Below are 18,522 nucleotides of genomic sequence, written 5' to 3' on the forward strand. Positions count from 1 at the left end.
CTGCGTTTTTCACAATTTTACAGGAACCCTATTTCGTAACTTACAGTAAAACAATATTATGGACAGAAAATCATTTATTCAGCGTTCCGCATTTGGGGCAGCATTGGTCTTTGTACCCGCAACATTACAATCCAAAGAAAGGGCTTGCTTAGAAAAAACAGCCGTTAATAACAAGCCTAAAATAGTGACAGATGCCGATGGTGAGGTCCTGAACGTTATTGGCGACATCCAGACCCACAAATTGCTCGGGAAAGACACTGGAAACCAAATTGTAGAATGGGCAAATAATGTTCCGCCTGGCGTAGGGATTCCTCCCCACGTACATACCAAAGAAGATGAAATTTTTAGAGTGGTGAAAGGGCAGGTAGAAATAATGGTAGATGGCGAAGTCACCATTTTAAATGAGGGAGATGTAGCTTTTGCCCCAAAAAACATTCCCCATTCCTGGACGGTTATAGGAACCGAAAATGCCAAAATGATCACCTCCGCTTTTCCTGCCGGTATTGAACATATGTTTGTGGAGCTCTCCAAACTTCCAGAAGGACCACCAGACTTTAATAAGGTAGCCGAAATATGCGGTAAACACGGAATTAGTTTTATCTAAAAGACCCTCACTAGAAGGGCGACTAAATGAAGGGGTTTGCACCTACCTTTTAAAATTTTTTTTCCGTTACCAAAACCTACGATCTGGGAGTTGACCATCTAAAAGAGATTGTTATCTTTAAACCAACCAAAAAAAGATAACAATGAAGAGAATCTACTCGCTTGTACTGGCTTTCAGTATTTTTACCATAGTTTCCTATGCGCAAGAGCGCAAAATTAGTTTGGATACTACGGTAATCACCAGTGGCCAGGTTACCATTAAAGGAACACCCGTAAAATACAAGGCCACTACCGGATTGCAACCGGTATGGAACGACAAGGGCGAGATAATTGCCGGCCTGCATTACACTTTTTATGAGCGTTCTGGTATTTCGGATACTTCCAAAAGACCCCTCGTTATATCCTTTAATGGAGGTCCGGGATCTGCTTCGGTCTGGATGCATATTGCCTACACCGGACCCAAAATCCTAGCCATTGACGATGAAGGCTACCCTTTACAACCCTACGGCATTAAGGACAATCCCCATTCTATTTTGGATGTTGCAGACATTGTTTATGTAAATCCTGTTAACACTGGCTATTCTAGGGCTATAAGCACTATGGATAAAGGGGAACAGGCCAAAAACTTTTTTGGAGTCCAACAAGATATCAGTTACTTAGCCAGTTGGATAGACACCTTTGTGACCCGGCAGAACCGATGGGCCTCTCCAAAATATTTAATTGGTGAAAGTTATGGTACTCCTAGGGTATCTGGACTTTCCCTAGAGTTGCAGAACAGACATTGGATGTACCTAAATGGGGTTATTTTAGTGTCTCCCACCGGCCTAGGCATAGAGCGCGGCACCGCAGTAGAGGCCGCCAACCTATTACCGTATTACGCTGCAACGGCATGGTACTTTAAAAAACTTCCATCAGACCTACAAAGCAAAGATCTTACGGAAATGCTTCCAGAGGTAGAGGAGTATACCGTTAACCAGTTAATTCCCGCTATGGCCAAAGGGGGCTTTTTACCCCAAACGGAAAAAAAGCAAATTGCCTCCCAAATCGCTAGATATACCGGATTGTCCGAAAAGGTGATCCTAGAGCATAACTTGAGAATTCCCAAAAGATTTTTCTGGAAAGAATTACTGCGAGACGAGGGCTTTACCATAGGTAGGCTAGACTCCAGGTACCTTGGTTTGGATAGAAGTGATGCAGGGGATCGGCCAGATTACTCTCCCGAGCTTACCAGCTGGTTGCATTCCTTTACCCCCGCCATTAACTACTATATGAAAAACCACTTAAAATTTGAAACGGATCTAAAGTATAATATGTTTGGGCCCGTACATCCCTGGGATAGAAGCAACAATACCACTGCCGAAGACCTGCGTAAGGCCATGGCACAAAATCCCTATTTAAAAGTATTGGTGCAAGCAGGCTATTATGATGGGGGCACGGACTACTTCAATTCCAAATACAACCTATGGCAAATGGACCCCAGTGGTAAACTTAAAGATCGAATGAGCTGGAAAGGATACCGCAGCGGCCACATGATGTATTTAAGAAGTGAAGACTTAGCCACCTCCAACGAGCATATCCGCGAGTTTATTAAAGAAGCTACCCCAAAAGAAGGACAACCCGCACAATACACTCGAAAAAAGTAGAAAAACAATGGTTTAAGAGGAAAGCTTTAGAGCAATCCTACCTAAAAATCTTACAAAAACCACTGAGATAAGAAAGTTTATCCAGGTGGTTTTTTATTACCCCTATGCTACAATACCAAGGGTAAATCACCCATCATCCTTGGAAAGAGCACGTATATCGATTAAATTCAAAAACCCTGATAAACAACTGTTTAAATTTATTATATTCAAGGAAAATTATATAAACCGATCTGGCAACACCCAGAATGGAAACAAACTTAAAAGCCAAGTATTATGACAATCTTTATGGTTCTGACAGTTTTTACAGTAGTTTTTTGGTTATGGGCGTTGGTAGATATCTTTCAATCAAACTTTAAAAATCTCACAATTAAACGGTTGTGGTTTCTCTTAATATTTCTCCTCCCTATTTTAGGTGCCATCATTTACTTTCTCTTCGGGAAAATACAAATTGAAAACATTAAAGAATTGTAATCTCTAGGTTCTCTTTTACCATATTGAGCAAGTAATAAGATGCCTTTTATGGATAGTAGACCGCCAACACCTAAGCTTTACGTTTAGAAAATTGCGGATGAAAATCCGTTCTGTAAATATCCATTCCCTTCTCGGTCGCCTTTTAAATAAATCAGAATTATCTGATAATTATCTATTTAAGTACTACAAATATCCAAGGCAGTTCAACGAAGAAATTAGGAATTTAAGTTAATTTTAATTTTGTTTAAGGTTAAAGGACTACGTTTTGTTCAGATTAACCGCACCTTTTTTGCTTCTTGCATCGTTTAGCTTTTCCCAGAGCATCAATTTTGACCAATTGGAAAAGGAAAAATGGCTACGCTATAATGGCGGGATATCTGCAAATGGTGTTTATTATGACGGTACTGCCAATAGACAGGACCTTACCTATTACCTTACTGGTAATCTCAATTTTAATGTAGCCGGACTTTACACAATTCCATTGTCATTTACCTACTCCAATCAAAATTTTGATTTTCCCAATCCGTTTAAATTTAATCGATTAAGCCTGCACCCTTCCTACAAATGGGCTACCGCGCATATTGGTGATGTAAGCATGAACTTCTCCCCCTACACCCTAAGCGGTCATCAATTTACAGGCGGGGGATTTGAACTGAATCCGGGAGGGAGATTCCAAATAGCTGCCATGTACGGACGGTTTTTAAAGGCTACGGAGTACAATGCCGAGGAACCCAAGGCCCTAACAGCCTACAAGCGTATAGGATACGGAGTAAAGGCTGCGTACGATTTCGAGTTTATGAAACTGGGACTCATCCTTTTTAAGGCCAATGACGCTATAGCATCCCTAGAAAATCCCTTCCCAATGGAATTGGGACTGACCCCAAAAGACAATGCCGTACTCTCTTTCGAATCCGAATTTCGCTTGTTAGACAAAGCCAAATTCAATATAGAATATGCCATTTCCGGTGTTACCGAAGACACCCGCCTCCCAGATGCCCCAGCATCCAAGGGCATCCTCTCCTTTCTACTTAAGGAGAACATCAGCACCAATTACTACCATGCGCTAAACGCTTCCTTTACGTACCCTGCAGGAAACGGAACCTTGGGAGTGGGCTATGAAAGGATAGATCCCCAATACAAAACATTGGGCGCCTATTACTTTAATAACGACCTGGAGAATATTACAGTCAACGCTAGTCAGACACTGTTTAACGATAGGGTAAACCTCAGTGTAAACGCCGGCTTGCAACAGGATAATTTGGACAATGCTAAGACTTCGGATCAACAACGTATTGTAAGTGCCATCAACATCAATTATACTGCTTCGGAACGACTAGGTATCAATGGCGCTTATTCTAACTTTCAGTCCTACACCAATATTAAGGATCAGTTTGATTACATCAATCAAGTAGGGGAATTTGACAATATTGACACCTTAAACTACCGCCAAATCTCCCAAAACGCCAATCTTGGTTTTAACTATATCGTAAAAAAAACGGAGGATAAGCAACATAGCGCCAACCTAAACATGGTCTATCAGAACGCTACCAACCGACAAGAAGGTGAGCCCATCGAGGGTGGAAACAATGCCTTCTACAACGGCTCTGCGGCCTATACCCTGGGATATTTAAAAAGAGCTATGACGCTTACCTTGGCAGCAAACACTTCGTACAACACCCTAGGAGCTACAGACAATAGCCTAACCTTTGGTCCAACGATAGCTGTTGGAAAACACTTTTTTGACAAGAAACTTCGCACCAATCTATCTACTTCCTACAACACCTCCTTTGCCAATGGGGAACAACAAAACAAAATTTATAATATTAGGTTGGGCAGCAATTATGCCCTACTAAAAAAGCATAACCTCAGCCTTCAATTCATGGCGCTTTTCAGAAATACGGAGGTGAAAAATTCCCGTGACATTACCATCACCTTTGGGTATAGCTATTCGTTTGATAATTTTAAAATGGATTTTCATCCTGGAAACAGAAGGCCCACTAGTGGCGCCCTTAACAAGGAAGTTACCCTTACTTTCCGCTATAGAAATGTCTCTTATAGTGGTAGCATTCCCGAAATTAACAGGCAGTTGACCCTTGTTTTTCAAAGTCCGCAATTTGCCAACACCCCTACCTACAAAAAGGAGGAGCTACGGATGTTACTGAATTTGGTGAAAGAAGAACGAAAAGCAGGACCCTATAAGGAAAAGGCCTTGGTGTTTTTAAAGGAATTATACGATTATGCCGATTTTGAAGCCCTGTTCAGCACCTCCCTCTTTAATGTGATATCGGGAATTAAGTTAGATATGCGAAGAATTGATTTTAAACTAGAGAAACTATTTGTAGAGACCAAGGTAAAGCGCGATGAGCACCCACTAACCAAGACACCAGTCAATCCAATACCTACGGAAACAGATAGAGCGCAATACATCCAATTATTGGCCGATGACGAAGAACGAAGCAGGAAGTTATTTGGCCATCGATGGATGGAGAAAGAATTTGCCCAATACCATTCTATAGAGGTTGTTAGAAATCCTTATGGACATTTAAAAGATTTTATGGACCATATTACTACCAAGGCCTACCGACTCTACGAGGAGAGTAGGGACTTAGAGGAGTTGGAGTACTACTTGGAAAATCAAATCATTGATTACTACTATAAGAAATCCATAGGCACGGTAAATCCCGATGCCTTTGAACTGAGGTATATCAACAAGAACTAAACCTGCTTTTTACAACGCTAAGTGCAGAGCGGAATACATATTAATAGACAGTAGGAGGGCTAGCCAAGTATGCCAAGGCTTCTGTAAACCCCTCCCCACTTGACAACCACCATAATTATGGGTAACTTCATTTGTTTATATATCCTATTACAAATGAAATACAGTTTAGCAATCCTATTCTTATTTAGCATACTCTCTTCTACAGCACAGTATCTTGCAGAAAAGGCAATCCCCCTTGATGGAGAAACCAGTTTGGACAAACTAATCCTGGCCGCTGCCACCAAGGAATTGGTACTATTGGGAGAGGCCAGTCATGGTACCCACGAATATTACCTATGGCGCGATAAGATAAGTCGTAGGTTGATTGCTGAACATAATTTTAATTTTATTGCGGTGGAGGGCGATTTCGCAAGCTTATATCAACTCAATAAATACGTGAAAAATTTGGATGGCGCTGCCAGCTCGGCCAAGGAGGTGCTATTACAACTCAATAGATGGCCTACTTGGATGTGGGCCAATGAAGAGGTGGTGGCGCTGGCAGAATGGCTTAGGGATTACAACGATCAATTACCCCCTGATAAAAAAATAGGCTTTTATGGCATGGATGTGTACGATGAATGGAATTCTAAAAAGGAGGTTTTAGACCTACTCAAAGCAACCAATAAAGCCGCATACAAATATGTGAAAGATCAATACCATTGTTTTGCACCCCACAAAGGGGATAGTTGGAGGTATGCCCATGCAGTGGGGGCCGGCAAAGAGGCCTGCGCCAAGGCTACCAAAAACGTAGTGGATTATCTAAAAAAGAATCGCGACAACTTCCCTGAGCTTTCCAAGGATACGTATTTTTATCTACTACAGAATGCCATGGTAGTACACAATGCCGAGGAATTTTATCGGGAAAGTGTGGTAACCAAAGGAAATGCTGCTTGGAATTCCAGGGTTCATCACATGCATGGTACCCTAAATGAGCTGCGGGAGCTGTATGGGGAAGATTCCAAAGGTATTGTTTGGGCTCATAACACCCATATTGGAGATGCCGCATACACCAACATGCGCCATACCGGTGAAAAGAACATCGGTCTCCTCACAAGACAGGATTTCGGGGAAGACAAGGTATTCCTAATAGGATTCACCACCTACGAAGGTACAGTGATGGCAGGCTCCAGTTGGGGCTCTGCCATGCAGGAGATGACCATTCCACCAGCAATTCCCAACAGTATAGAACATAGACTGAATACTATTGGTTTAGATAAGCTTTATATTATTTTTGACGAGGAAGACCGCAAGAAAGGTAATTTAAAAGTTAAGGGAAATAGAGCAGTAGGTGTAGTCTATAATCCAAAAGGAGATGCAAGACAATTTGTACCTACCATAGTCCCCATGCGCTATGATGCCCTATTCTTTTTTAAGGAAACCACCGCAGTGCGTGCATTAAAATGAGCTAAGGGTTGCAGTAAGCACTTTATCAAACCAATTTCATTGTCTTGAGGCTCAAAAATTTCGTATCTTACCAATAAGCTAGCCCAATTTTTTTCCTCTCCCCCAATGCTGTAGGCATATTAATCCATCATTTTATCCATCATAAAATGCCTCACAATGAAAACAGTTCTTCCATTATTTATGTTGCTTTTAGGGATTACTACCCAGGCCCAAGAAAAACTACCTATCTTAGATATGCACCTTCATGCATTACCTGCTTCGTTAAACGGTCCGCCACCAACCGCCATTTGCCCTTCCCCTAAAGAAATGCCGGTTCACGATCCCAGTTCGCCATGGGCAGACGCATTTAACCACTACTTAACCAAGCCCGATTGTGACCATCCCATTTGGGGACCTATCACCGATGAGGAAGTAATGGACAAAACCTTACAAATTCTAGAGAAACACAACATCTACGGTCTTACCAGTGGATCTTTGATTGATGACTATAAAACATCTGGTGGCGACCGAATTTTACCAGGACTTCACTTTAATTTTTTTATGCCCAACTTTACCCCTGAAAAGGTTAAGACCCTTTTGTCTTCCGGGAAATACCTCGTATTTGGCGAGGTTGCCATTCAATACAACGGGGTATCCCCTAGCGATTCCATATTTGAACCCTATGCCAAAATTGCGGAGGAACTGGATATTCCCATAGGGATACATGTGGGAACCGGGCCTCCCGGTGCAGCCTACTTGCCCGGGGTGGGTAACTACAGAGCTAAACTTCACAGTCCGCTAGTGGTAGAAGAGCTTCTTATGCGCCATCCAAAACTACGAATATACCTAATGCATGCTGGCTACCCTATGATAGACGACCTCCTAGCCGTTCTATGGACCCATCCACAGGTTTATGTAGATGTGGGGGTAATCTGCTATGCAATCCCCAGAAAAGCCTTCCACGAGTACCTAAGACGGATATTTGAAGCCGGCTTTGGAAAGCGGGTAATGTTTGGCTCAGATCAGATGAATTGGCCAGAGACTATTGAAGTGGGCTTAGAAGCTATTCATACAGCAGAATTTTTAAGTGAGAAGGAAAAGCGAAATATCCTATACAACAATGCAGCAAGATTTCTACGACTAAGCGAAGAGACCATTGCGAAGCATCATGGGAGGGACTAGCCCCCTACAAAAAAATACAAACCGATTATATTTTACTATTCACTTCTCCCAATTAAACACAAAAAAAAGCCATGCAATTATGCATGGCTTTTTATGATTTGATTATTGGGATTATATTAATCTGCCAATATAATCACCTTATTATTCTTCATTTCTACTGTACCACTGGTAATATGCAAAACGGTATCACCGTTGGCATCCTGTGTAAATTTGCTTTCATGGGCCTTATCAACAACTACTTTACCCTGAATCTTTACCTTCCCCGCATCAAGTAGGGAAATAATAGGTGCGTGATTGTTCAACATTTGAAACTCACCTTTTACACCCGGAACAGTTACCGCAGTAACTTCACCAGTAAATAACGTAGCCTCTGGGGACACAATTTCTAGATACATATTTTATTTTTATAGTATTGAGTATTGAGTATTGAGTTGTCTGCCAACCGCCACTGCCTACTGTCCACTAGTTTACGCCTCAGCAAGCATTTTCTCCCCTGCTTCTATAGCTTCTTCAATAGTTCCTTTAAGGTTAAAGGCAGATTCTGGTAGGTGATCTAATTCACCGTCCATAATCATATTAAATCCTTTAATGGTCTCCTTAATGTCTACCAAAACTCCTGGGATACCAGTAAATTGCTCCGCTACGTGGAAAGGCTGAGACAAGAAACGCTGTACACGTCTAGCTCTACCTACTGCCAATTTATCTTCTTCGGATAATTCCTCCATTCCTAAAATGGCGATAATATCCTGTAGTTCTTTATATCGTTGCAACAACTCTTTTACCCTTTGGGCACAAGCGTAGTGATCATTTCCTAAAATATCCGCTGTAAGAATCCTAGAAGTAGACTCCAATGGATCTACCGCAGGATAAATTCCTAGCTCGGCAATTTTACGGGACAATACGGTAGTAGCATCCAAGTGGGCAAAGGTAGTTGCCGGCGCCGGATCCGTTAAGTCATCCGCAGGTACATAAACCGCCTGTACGGATGTAATAGATCCTCTTTTTGTAGAAGTAATACGCTCTTGCATAGCTCCCATTTCCGTGGCCAATGTTGGCTGGTATCCTACCGCCGATGGCATACGACCCAATAGTGCCGATACCTCGGAACCTGCTTGGGTAAAACGGAAAATATTATCTACGAAGAAAAGAACATCTTTACCTTGACCCTCGCCAGCTCCATCACGGAAGTATTCTGCAATGGTCAATCCGGAAAGCGCAACACGTGCACGTGCTCCAGGAGGCTCATTCATCTGTCCAAAGACAAAAGTTGCTTTGGATTCTTTCATTGCTTCCTTATCTACTTTAGACAAATCCCATCCGCCTTCTTCCATAGAGTTCAGAAAATCGTCACCATATCTTATAATTCCAGATTCCAACATCTCACGAAGCAAGTCGTTTCCTTCACGGGTACGCTCACCTACACCTGCAAATACGGAAAGACCACCGTGTCCTTTTGCAATGTTGTTAATCAATTCCTGAATCAATACTGTTTTACCAACACCAGCTCCTCCAAAAAGACCAATCTTACCTCCTTTTGCATAAGGCTCAATAAGGTCTATTACTTTAATACCGGTAAACAAAACCTCGGTAGAAGTAGACAGGTCCTCAAAGGCTGGTGCATCCCTATGTATAGGAAGACCATCCTTCCCAGCTTTAGGCAATTCTCCAAGACCATCTATCGCATCTCCAATTACATTGAAAAGACGACCGTACACCTCATCACCAATAGGCATTTGTATTGCACTACCTGTTGCGGTTACCTCAAGTCCCCTTTTTAATCCGTCGGTGGAATCCATAGAAATTGTCCGTACGGTATTTTCACCAACATGGGATTGCACTTCCAATACTAATTTTGATCCATCTTCATTTTGGATTTCCAAAGAATCATATATTTTTGGAAGGTCTGCTCCAGATTGAAATTCTACATCCACAACCGGGCCAATGATTTGGGAAACTTTACCTGTAACTTTAGACATTACTTATGTATTTAATGTTGAGTATTATTAATTCGAAAAACATTTGGCACCTGTTAATTCTACCATCTCATTTTTCGCGCTGCAAAGATATATTTTTTTAATTAAACAAAGAAGTGGTATCAAGACGTTTTTTGGATATAAAAAAACACCTCCATAAAGAAGGTGTTTAAAATCGGTTTTTTTATCTAAACTATTGGAGTGTTGGACTATAGTTTGTTGGATACTGTCCAACATCGGCCTTAACACCCGCTTCAATAAAGTTTGACCCGTATTTGGCGTCAATGGCTGCTAAAAATTTATTGGCCATCACTGCATAACCCCTAGAGGTTAAGTGAATACCGTCTAACCCTACTAATCCACCACGCACTAGGGCAGTGGTCAAAATAAAGTCGCCATCGGATATCCCTACCGTACTCGCCTTTTGTAGTATCGACTTAAAATCTACCAAAGCCAAACCTTTAGCGTCTGCAACGGACTGGATGGTAGCATTATAAGCATCCGTCGCTGCTTTTATTTCATTTTGTTCGCTGGGAAGCAACACCCATTTATCTGCCAATGGCAAGGTAATCCCTTCTATGGAAAACTGACCCGCCAATTGCTGTGAAAGCCCTGCACCCATTAAAGCGGCCACAGAACTGGTATTCACGGTTCCTATTACAGAACTGCTGGGCAGTACCAATAAATCTTCTTCCGTTGCCTGCCTTGTTTGTCCATAGGCCTGCCCCAATAATTGGGCTACCATTGGTGCGGCTTCCTCTGGAAGACCAAACTGCCCAATAAATGCGGGGAAGGTTGGACTAGCATTTAAAGCGCCTTCCAACTGAGCGGAAACATCCGCCAAAGTCTCATCCCTTATCACTACCGCACTTGCTGCAGTTTCAGAAAAGACCACCTTTCGGTTGGGCTGCCCCAAGCCGTCATATATTTGGTTGAGCGCCCCAAAGATTGAATTCAATAAGGGTATTTGAGGACCAAAGTCTGGGTTACTGGGATCTAAAGGTTTATGGGGAACCGTAGTAAAATGTGGCAAGGAGGTAATATAAGGTAAATTGGCCACCACCCCTTTTGCTCCGTTAGCAGTAAGCCCATCCACCAATGCCGTATAGGAAGCCTCAAAAACTGCCGAAGGGGTAATAGGGCTATAATTACTTGCATCTGGGTTGCTCTCCCCACCAGATAGGGCGTACCCTAAAACATCTTGCCCACCAATTTCTGAAAGGCTAAAGAACGTAGGGCTCTGTGCCATTGCCATTTCCAACACGGAAGCGTTGGGTGTAGTTCCGGTCATCCTGATAAAGTAAGGATTCGCCGCTGCGGGAAAATTGGCAAGGTTACCATAGCCCGGAGCCAATAAATGGAAACTCTTTGCCCCTGGTACTCCTAAATTATTAAAAGGCCCAGAAGGATTGTTGATGGCGATGTCCGTAGTTACGGTAACCGGCCCTATAAGAGATTCAAGAGCAACAGGCCCAGCTCCTCCAAAGACAAGCCTTGGCTCGGTAATTCTAGTTCCGCCAACGGCCAATCCGCCAAAATTATCGTTCATCAAAGGCTGGGTAAAGCTTCCCCCTCCTCCTTGGGCAAATTGTTCCGATAGAATTTTTGGAAACGACTTTTCTTGCGATGCCTTAAATAGGGCATTATCCGAAAATCCTGCGGTAAAACTAGCTCCTACCGCTACGTAGTTGGATAAATTAAGGTCCGCCACGTTTAATTCTGGGGTAGCTTCAATGACCACCTCATTACTATCGTCATTATTACAGGCCGTGAAACCTATAAGCACCGCGGACAGCATTACGTATTTTATATTTCTCATGGTAGCTTTCATAGTTTTATTAGTTATTAATTGTCCAGGATAGATAGTACATAGAACCTATATTTCCGGTACCAATAGCCGTAAAATACTCATCTCCCAAAACATTGGACGCTCCTAACTTAAAAGTAGATTTTATACTTGGAACACTATAGTTGATCTGTGCATCCACGCTATGGTAAGAAGGAATCTGACCATCGCCAAAAGTTGCCTGCCAATAATAGGTATCGCTCCATCTCCAAGCTACGTTAAATCCAAAATTCTTAAAAAGGTCTGTATTCCCAAAATTAGCCTTCACCTTATGTTCTGGCGTATTAAAATTGGTTCTAAAATCTGGGAATGCATTCTGGTCAAAATCTTGTTGGGTGTAAGTATAGCTACCCCCTAAATCAAAATTCCCCAGCACTTTAGTGTTAAGTCCTATAGACCCTCCATAAGAATTAACATTTGCCTTAGAATTGGTATAGGTCTGATAGGTTTGAAAATCCCCATTGGCCAAGGCTGCAACGGAGAGTCCGCCATCACCCACTTCCCCGTAAAACGGAGACACAACCAGCTCCCCGGAAATAAAGTCCTTATAGGAGTTATAATACACACTCATATCTATTTCCAACTTCTTGATCTTTCCTCTATACCCTAGCTCGGCAGAAGTTACACGCTCTGGCTTTACTAGACTAGAGTTCCCAATTTCCAATACGGATGGGTCTTCAGTTGCTGCAAATTCTTGTACCGAAGCTGCCAAATAAGAATTGTTGTAGGCCGCCCCTCCAGTTTGCTCCACGGTGGCCGGTTGCCCCATAAGCTGCCCTGATGCACTCACATCATAGGATCTGGAGTATCTGTCCAAGTTAGCAGGTGCTGATCCTACTAACACCGCTCTTCCAGCATTTAACCCAATAAATAGGTCTTGCGTTGTTGGATTTCTAAATCCAGTCTGCACAGAAGCCCGTATATTATGATTTCGCTTAATGGTAAAACCTGCAGAAAGACGAGGGGATACAAAGCCATCGAAGAACTCTGACTTGTCATAACGGGCAGAACCAGTCAGTTTCATCTCTACATAGTCACTAAGATCTACCTGCTTTTGCAACTGGGTATAAATACCAAATTCCGAATATTGGATACTACCATCATAATCCGTATATATAGTCCCAAAAGAATTAAGGTCGTACTTTCTGTAGGAGCCCCCTACCTGCACATCTACCGCATCCCATAGATGGGAAAAGTTGTAATTGGCATCTGCATGGTAATATTTGGAAGCATCCTTAAACTGCGAACCTTTGGTGAAGTCCGGATCATTAATCACCTTTTCAAAAGCCGCTTGAAATTCTGGTGTCCCTGGAATTAACCTTCCTGTATCTGCCTGAGCCCTTGCTGCTGCATGTGCCTGCTCATCCGTAGCGCCACTCAAGGTAGCACCCGCATAGGTATTAATGTACTCCCTAAACCATTGCTGATTGGATTTCCACAGATTATTAATATTAAGTCCGGTAAACACCATATCGTAAGAATCCCCAGCCTTATCCGAAACCACATAACCTCTCAGGAAAAAGTTATCGTTTTTCATTTCAAACTTATGCTGCTGCATGGTGAAATTATCAATATTATACCTGTTGGTCCCCTGATAAATAGTAGTTCCTTTGCCTATTTTACCCACATAGGAAATTTCAAAATCGCTAGCCCAGGGTCTATAATAAAGCCCCCAGTCGGCCTTTACACTTTCGGCATTATAATCTGTTAGGTGCCTTTCTTCATACCCAGTCCTACTCACCACCACGTCCGGGATGATTCCCAGACCACCGGAAGCGGCGCGAATATTTGTGGAAGCCTCGTCCCCATATACATTATAGCCGTCGTAATCTATACTGGCCCTGGTAGCACCTGTTCCCGGCTTGCCATCATAATTGTTGGCCGCCCAGTCTGTACCTTTTAAAGAGGAGAAATTTACCTTACCAGCAAACTTATCGCTAAATTTAAGCGCCGCCCTCATACCAAAATCGGTATAAGCATTATCTCCGGATGCCACCTGCGAGGTAATCCCTCTTTTGGCATAGGCACTGATTCCAGAGTAATCAAAAGGATTTTTACTCCTCATGAATAAAATCCCGTTAAAGGCATTTGCCCCATAAAGCGCAGAGGCAGCTCCAGGAAGCAATTCCACGCTTTGCACGTCTGTTTCCCCCATCCCCACCAAGTTTCCAAGCGGGAAGTTAAGGGCCGGAGTGGAATTGTCCATCCCATCTACCAATTGCATAAAACGGGTATTGGCAAAGGTGGCAAAGCCTCTTGTATTGATAGACTTAAAGGTAAGACTGTTAGTATTAATGTCTACGCCTTTCAAATTTTCCAATCCATCATAGAAATCGGCCGATGCGGTATTTTTTATTTCTTTCAAACCAAAACGCTCCACGGTTACTGGAGACTCAAAAATACGTTCTGGGGTCCTGGAGGCAGAAATTACCACCTCGTCCAAACGGGTTTGCTCCTCACTTAATACAATGGTAAGATTTTGATCACTTTGAGTGATATTTACCGTCGTGGGCATATACCCAATACTGGTTATTTTTAAGGTAAAGGGGGGTGCCTCACTGGTATTTAAGCTGAATACTCCATCAAAATCGGTCACCGTTCCGATAGCCTTTCCCTCAATGACCAAGTTGGCTCCTGGAATGGGTGCGTTATCCTGGTCTACCACAGTTCCACTTAGGGAAGTTTGGGAAGAGGCGAGTACTCCAAACATTAAAAAGAATAATAGAAGGGTAGTTCTCATAAAAATGTCAAGTTTAGTTAGGATTATTTTACATTACTATGCATTAAGCCAATATACATATATTTTCATTTTAACTGTAATAAACATCCTTAAATTATGCATGCATAGTAATTAAATGGCAAAAATCACCCTGTTTAAATTCCCATACCACAAAAAAACCCCTAAAACAAAAAGACATTCACAATAACCGGCCTCCCAAGACCATTACCATGAATGTCCAACCCACTTTATCCCTATCTACGATTTATTCTACCGTGACAGATTTCGCCAAATTTCGCGGCTGATCTACATTACACCCGCGCATTACAGCAATGTGATAAGACAGTAATTGCAAGGGGATGGTTGTTAGCAGAGGGGTAAGATTCTCCAATGTTTCTGGGACCTCAATCACATGGTCTGCCAATTCCCGGACCTGTACATCACCCTGGGTTACCACGGCAATAATTTTACCTTTTCGGGATTTTATTTCTTGAATATTACTCACAATTTTCTCATAATGCCCTTTGCTGGTCGCTATTACCACCACTGGCATATGCTCATCTATTAAGGCTATAGGCCCGTGCTTCATTTCCGCAGCAGGATACCCTTCTGCATGGATATAGCTAATTTCTTTAAGTTTTAAAGCCCCTTCCAGTGCCACAGGGAAATTATAGCCCCTTCCTAGATACAGACAATTAGTAGAATCCTTGTACACATTAGAGATAATCTCTACCAAAGGGTTGGTGAGCAAAGCCTCCTCTACCTTGGCGGGTATCTGCTCCAATTCCGTTAAATACTCGTGAAAACGGCTTCGATCAAAAACTCCCTTTGCCTGGGCCAATTTTAAGGCCATTAAGGTTAAAACGGTTATTTGGGTAGTAAAGGCTTTAGTAGAAGCCACACCAATTTCCGGTCCGGCATGGGTGTAGGCACCGGCATCGGTTTCCCTAGCAATGGAAGAACCTACCACATTACAAACCCCAAATACAAATGCACCTTTTTCCTTAGCTAATTTTATGGCCGCCAAGGTATCTGCAGTTTCCCCAGATTGGGAAATAGCGATTAGTACATCCTTATCTGTTACTACTGGATTTCGGTACCTAAATTCAGAGGCGTACTCCACCTCCACCGGTATTCTTGCTAAATCTTCAAAAATATATTCGGCAACCAAACCAGCATGCCACGAGGTTCCACAGGCTACAATAATAATTCTATTGGCATTTAAGAATTTCTCAAGGTTTTGATCTATTCCCGCCATTCTTATTATTCCCTCCTTGGCTAGCAGTCTCCCCCTATAAGTATCCAATATAGCTCTGGGCTGCTCATAGATTTCCTTCAGCATAAAATGATCAAAACCTCCTTTTTCTATCTCCTCTAGGTTTAATTGTAATTCTTGGATAGAAGGGTAAGCAATGGAATCGTCCTTAATCTTTCGCAGTTTTATTTCCTTACCCAAGCGGATAATAGCCATTTCCTCGTCTTCCAAATAAATGGCATTATTGGTAAACTCTATAAAAGGAGATGCATCCGAAGCCACAAAAAATTCGTTTTCCCCTACCCCAATGGCCAACGGACTTCCCAATTTAGCCACTACAATCTCATCTGGCTTCTGCCTGTCAATTACCGCAATGGCATAGGCGCCTACCACCTGGTTCAACGCTATTTGGACCGCTTTACCCAGCTTTACGTTTTCTTTTAATTTTACTTCTTCAATAAGATTTACCAACACCTCGGTATCTGTCTCCGAGGAAAAAGTATACCCCCTATTGACTAGCTCCTTTTTAATAGCATCGTAATTCTCTATGATTCCATTGTGGATAATAACCAAGTCCCCTGAGTTGGAATAATGGGGGTGAGAATTCTTATCGTTGGGAGCACCATGGGTAGCCCATCTGGTATGCCCAATTCCCAAGCTCCCCTTTAAGGACATGGATGCCTGGGCTTTTTTCTTAAGATCATCTACCTTTCCTTTGGTTTTAGAAAGATTGATGTTTTCTCCATCAAAAAGGGCAATGCCCGCACTGTCATAACCCCTATATTCTAATCGTTGAAGTCCTTTTATTATAATTGGATAGGCATCCCTATACCCTATATATCCCACAATTCCACACATATGTTCTCGGTTTAGTTAGTTAAACAAAAAAAGGTTTACTGTAACAAATGTAGTTGCTTGTTACAATAAACCTTTGGATTTTTAGATAATTAACTAAAAAAATACTGTGAGTGGTACTTTTTTTGCCCTAGTTGGCCTTGGTATAAAAGATTTCGAGTTGTAGTTTCCTGTTCTCCTGGCCACTAGGTACATTTCCACTTCCCATCAATACCGTTCCAAACGGATTTACGATGGACATTAAAGGCATTTTCACCTCAGAATCATCGGCTAACAAAGCCTTTCTGGTAGTGGTTAACCTAATATCGGAGGTAACCGACAAGTTAAGGGTGGCGTTGGCAGAATCCCTAACAATAATGTCATTTATTAAGTTGGTAATCCTAATCTTATAACGATCTCCCTTACCATTTTCCTTGTAGAGCTTACCGTCATAGTTGGTAATATTCCCAAGTGATAAATCTTCCTGGGTCTCCAAGAATGGATTGTATACAGAGCTACCATTTTCCTTATAGAGATATAGAATGGAAGGCTCTATAGCTTCTGGAGCAGCATCTAGGGTGGTCCTATCCACATAAAACACCAGGTTTGCCTCGTTAATTATCCAGTTTTTATTCTTTATCTGGTTAATAATCTCTGCGCCATCGTCTTCACCAAAAAGTTTAATCTGAGCATAACTTCCAGCCCCTCCTTTAATGTATAATTTAGAGGCGTTTTCGCCAGTATCCATCGCATTGGCAATGTGATCTGGATAGGCAGCGTTGTTAAAAGTATTTACAGCATTCCCAACAATACTCCCGGTTTCAACATCCCTTCTTATCAGCGAAAGCACATAGTCTTTCTCCACCTTTTTCACGGTGTCGTCAGAGGCACTGGTAACGCTATCGTACTCATAAGTAATAGTGATATTACCTTTAGTAAGATCTAACAACAATAATATATCATCGGGTATAGACATATGGATCCCTCTGAAGAACTCTACAAAGTTAGCCTGACTAAATAATTCTGGACTACCTTCCTTATCTAGGATATTAGCCTGGAAAAATGCCTTGTCTAATGGCACCTTTATCCCAGGAGGGGTTCTTACAGGCTCCTCTTCAGATTCGTCTACCCCTTCCGTAGCTGGGTCGTCCTCCTTAAAAACCAAGGAATCCTCATCAGATATTGCTACCTCCCCATCAAACAATACATCGGAAACAAAATTAGGCGAAAATTGCTGAGTAGAATAATAAGGTTGGGCTTCCTGAAAATTACTATTAGGATCCAAATCCCTTAAGAAATAGGTAGACCGCTCCACTTTTAAATTAAAGGGTACCTCCCTATTTCCAAAAATACTATCTAAATCAAAAACCCTAGGCTGCCTATTGGGGGGAGTCCCATCGGTAAGACTATCCTTGGCTTCTTCCCCTTTCTGATCTGCACGAGGATTAACTAGGTAAGGAATATATAAATACACCTCTTTTACCGTTTCATTCTCATTGATGGTAAGACTACTACCATCGGAATCAGCATTGGCTTCAACGCTGGCAGCGTATTTCCCAAAAACTGGATTAACGGAGGAAAGTTGTACTTGAGTAGTAATTCTCGCCTCCGTTGCTCCGTAAATGGGGTCGTTAAAATTTCCAATCTGATAAACTGGAATTCTATTAGATCTAACGGCCTTTACTTTTTTGTTATAGGCAAAAACGTCGTAAACTGCTTTATTCGCAGTAAACGGTTCGTTACCCACAACCCCACTACCAAGGGTGGTTATATCCTCTTCACACGATATAAATGTAGCTGCGAGCAGCATACCCACTACCGCTGACAAGGTTAATCCTTTCCTTAAGTTCATGCA

Annotated in this window: 12 protein-coding genes; 6 read left to right on the forward strand and 6 right to left on the reverse strand. The window is 42.2% G+C overall.

The annotated features are described in order from the left end of the window. Positions 1 to 58 precede the first annotated feature (58 nt). The 6 genes from F1E73_RS03380 (at position 59) to F1E73_RS03405 (ending at position 8,040) form a co-directional block, all read left to right on the forward strand. Positions 59 to 604 (forward strand): cupin domain-containing protein, encoded by a 546-nt coding sequence (locus F1E73_RS03380; protein ID WP_086475791.1) that lies wholly within the window; start codon positions 59 to 61, stop codon positions 602 to 604. A 142-nt stretch (positions 605 to 746) separates the two neighbouring features. Continuing rightward, positions 747 to 2,246 carry a S10 family peptidase gene (locus F1E73_RS03385; protein ID WP_086475790.1) on the forward strand — a complete coding sequence of 500 codons (1,500 nt, stop codon included), beginning with the start codon at positions 747 to 749 and terminating at the stop codon, positions 2,244 to 2,246. A gap of 285 nt (positions 2,247 to 2,531) precedes the next feature. Then, positions 2,532 to 2,717, forward strand: a complete 186-nt coding sequence (locus tag F1E73_RS18105; RefSeq protein ID WP_223883345.1) for a PLDc N-terminal domain-containing protein — start codon at positions 2,532 to 2,534, stop codon at positions 2,715 to 2,717. A gap of 265 nt (positions 2,718 to 2,982) precedes the next feature. After that, on the forward strand, positions 2,983 to 5,436 hold the full coding sequence (locus F1E73_RS03395) for a TonB-dependent receptor (protein WP_150451094.1): 2,454 nt from the start codon (positions 2,983 to 2,985) through the stop codon (positions 5,434 to 5,436). A 153-nt stretch (positions 5,437 to 5,589) separates the two neighbouring features. After that, a complete protein-coding gene (locus tag F1E73_RS03400; protein ID WP_176328436.1) occupies positions 5,590 to 6,879 on the forward strand; it encodes an erythromycin esterase family protein in 1,290 nt (429 codons plus the stop codon). A 156-nt stretch (positions 6,880 to 7,035) separates the two neighbouring features. Then, the gene (locus F1E73_RS03405; RefSeq protein WP_150451095.1) at positions 7,036 to 8,040 is read left to right on the forward strand and encodes an amidohydrolase family protein; all 1,005 of its coding nucleotides are present in this window, start codon (positions 7,036 to 7,038) and stop codon (positions 8,038 to 8,040) included. Positions 8,041 to 8,156: 116 nt separating this feature from the next. Here F1E73_RS03405 and F1E73_RS03410 read toward each other — a convergent pair whose 3' ends face one another. From F1E73_RS03410 to F1E73_RS03435, 6 genes are all read right to left on the reverse strand, one after another. Continuing rightward, on the reverse strand, positions 8,157 to 8,435 hold the full coding sequence (locus F1E73_RS03410; protein WP_150451096.1) for a FoF1 ATP synthase subunit delta/epsilon: 279 nt from the start codon (positions 8,433 to 8,435) through the stop codon (positions 8,157 to 8,159). Positions 8,436 to 8,507: 72 nt separating this feature from the next. Next, positions 8,508 to 10,016, reverse strand: coding sequence for a F0F1 ATP synthase subunit beta (atpD, locus tag F1E73_RS03415; protein WP_150451097.1), 1,509 nt, complete (start codon positions 10,014 to 10,016; stop codon positions 8,508 to 8,510). Positions 10,017 to 10,206: 190 nt separating this feature from the next. Next, complete coding sequence (locus F1E73_RS03420) at positions 10,207 to 11,832, reverse strand: SGNH/GDSL hydrolase family protein (protein WP_086476017.1); 1,626 nt, start codon at positions 11,830 to 11,832, stop codon at positions 10,207 to 10,209. 19 nt (positions 11,833 to 11,851) lie between these two features. After that, positions 11,852 to 14,599 carry a TonB-dependent receptor gene (locus F1E73_RS03425; protein WP_150451098.1) on the reverse strand — a complete coding sequence of 916 codons (2,748 nt, stop codon included), beginning with the start codon at positions 14,597 to 14,599 and terminating at the stop codon, positions 11,852 to 11,854. Positions 14,600 to 14,843: 244 nt separating this feature from the next. Beyond that, complete coding sequence (gene glmS / locus F1E73_RS03430; RefSeq protein ID WP_086475782.1) at positions 14,844 to 16,691, reverse strand: glutamine--fructose-6-phosphate transaminase (isomerizing); 1,848 nt, start codon at positions 16,689 to 16,691, stop codon at positions 14,844 to 14,846. A 127-nt stretch (positions 16,692 to 16,818) separates the two neighbouring features. Then, a complete protein-coding gene (locus F1E73_RS03435) occupies positions 16,819 to 18,519 on the reverse strand; it encodes a DUF4270 domain-containing protein (protein WP_150451099.1) in 1,701 nt (566 codons plus the stop codon). Positions 18,520 to 18,522 lie beyond the last annotated feature (3 nt).

Origin of the sequence: Arenibacter lacus, assembly GCF_008711145.1 — a bacterium.
Classification (GTDB): domain Bacteria; phylum Bacteroidota; class Bacteroidia; order Flavobacteriales; family Flavobacteriaceae; genus Arenibacter; species Arenibacter amylolyticus.

Coding starts and splice junctions, on each gene's coding strand:
- glmS (WP_086475782.1), bottom strand. CDS start 16,691: ATGTGTGGAATTGTGGGATATATAGGGTATAGGGATGCCTATCCAATT.
- F1E73_RS03385 (WP_086475790.1), top strand. CDS start 747: ATGAAGAGAATCTACTCGCTTGTACTGGCTTTCAGTATTTTTACCATA.
- F1E73_RS03435 (WP_150451099.1), bottom strand. CDS start 18,519: ATGAACTTAAGGAAAGGATTAACCTTGTCAGCGGTAGTGGGTATGCTG.
- F1E73_RS03425 (WP_150451098.1), bottom strand. CDS start 14,599: ATGAGAACTACCCTTCTATTATTCTTTTTAATGTTTGGAGTACTCGCC.
- F1E73_RS18105 (WP_223883345.1), top strand. CDS start 2,532: ATGGTTCTGACAGTTTTTACAGTAGTTTTTTGGTTATGGGCGTTGGTA.
- F1E73_RS03410 (WP_150451096.1), bottom strand. CDS start 8,435: ATGTATCTAGAAATTGTGTCCCCAGAGGCTACGTTATTTACTGGTGAA.
- F1E73_RS03420 (WP_086476017.1), bottom strand. CDS start 11,832: ATGAGAAATATAAAATACGTAATGCTGTCCGCGGTGCTTATAGGTTTC.
- F1E73_RS03380 (WP_086475791.1), top strand. CDS start 59: ATGGACAGAAAATCATTTATTCAGCGTTCCGCATTTGGGGCAGCATTG.
- F1E73_RS03400 (WP_176328436.1), top strand. CDS start 5,590: ATGAAATACAGTTTAGCAATCCTATTCTTATTTAGCATACTCTCTTCT.
- F1E73_RS03405 (WP_150451095.1), top strand. CDS start 7,036: ATGAAAACAGTTCTTCCATTATTTATGTTGCTTTTAGGGATTACTACC.
- atpD (WP_150451097.1), bottom strand. CDS start 10,016: ATGTCTAAAGTTACAGGTAAAGTTTCCCAAATCATTGGCCCGGTTGTG.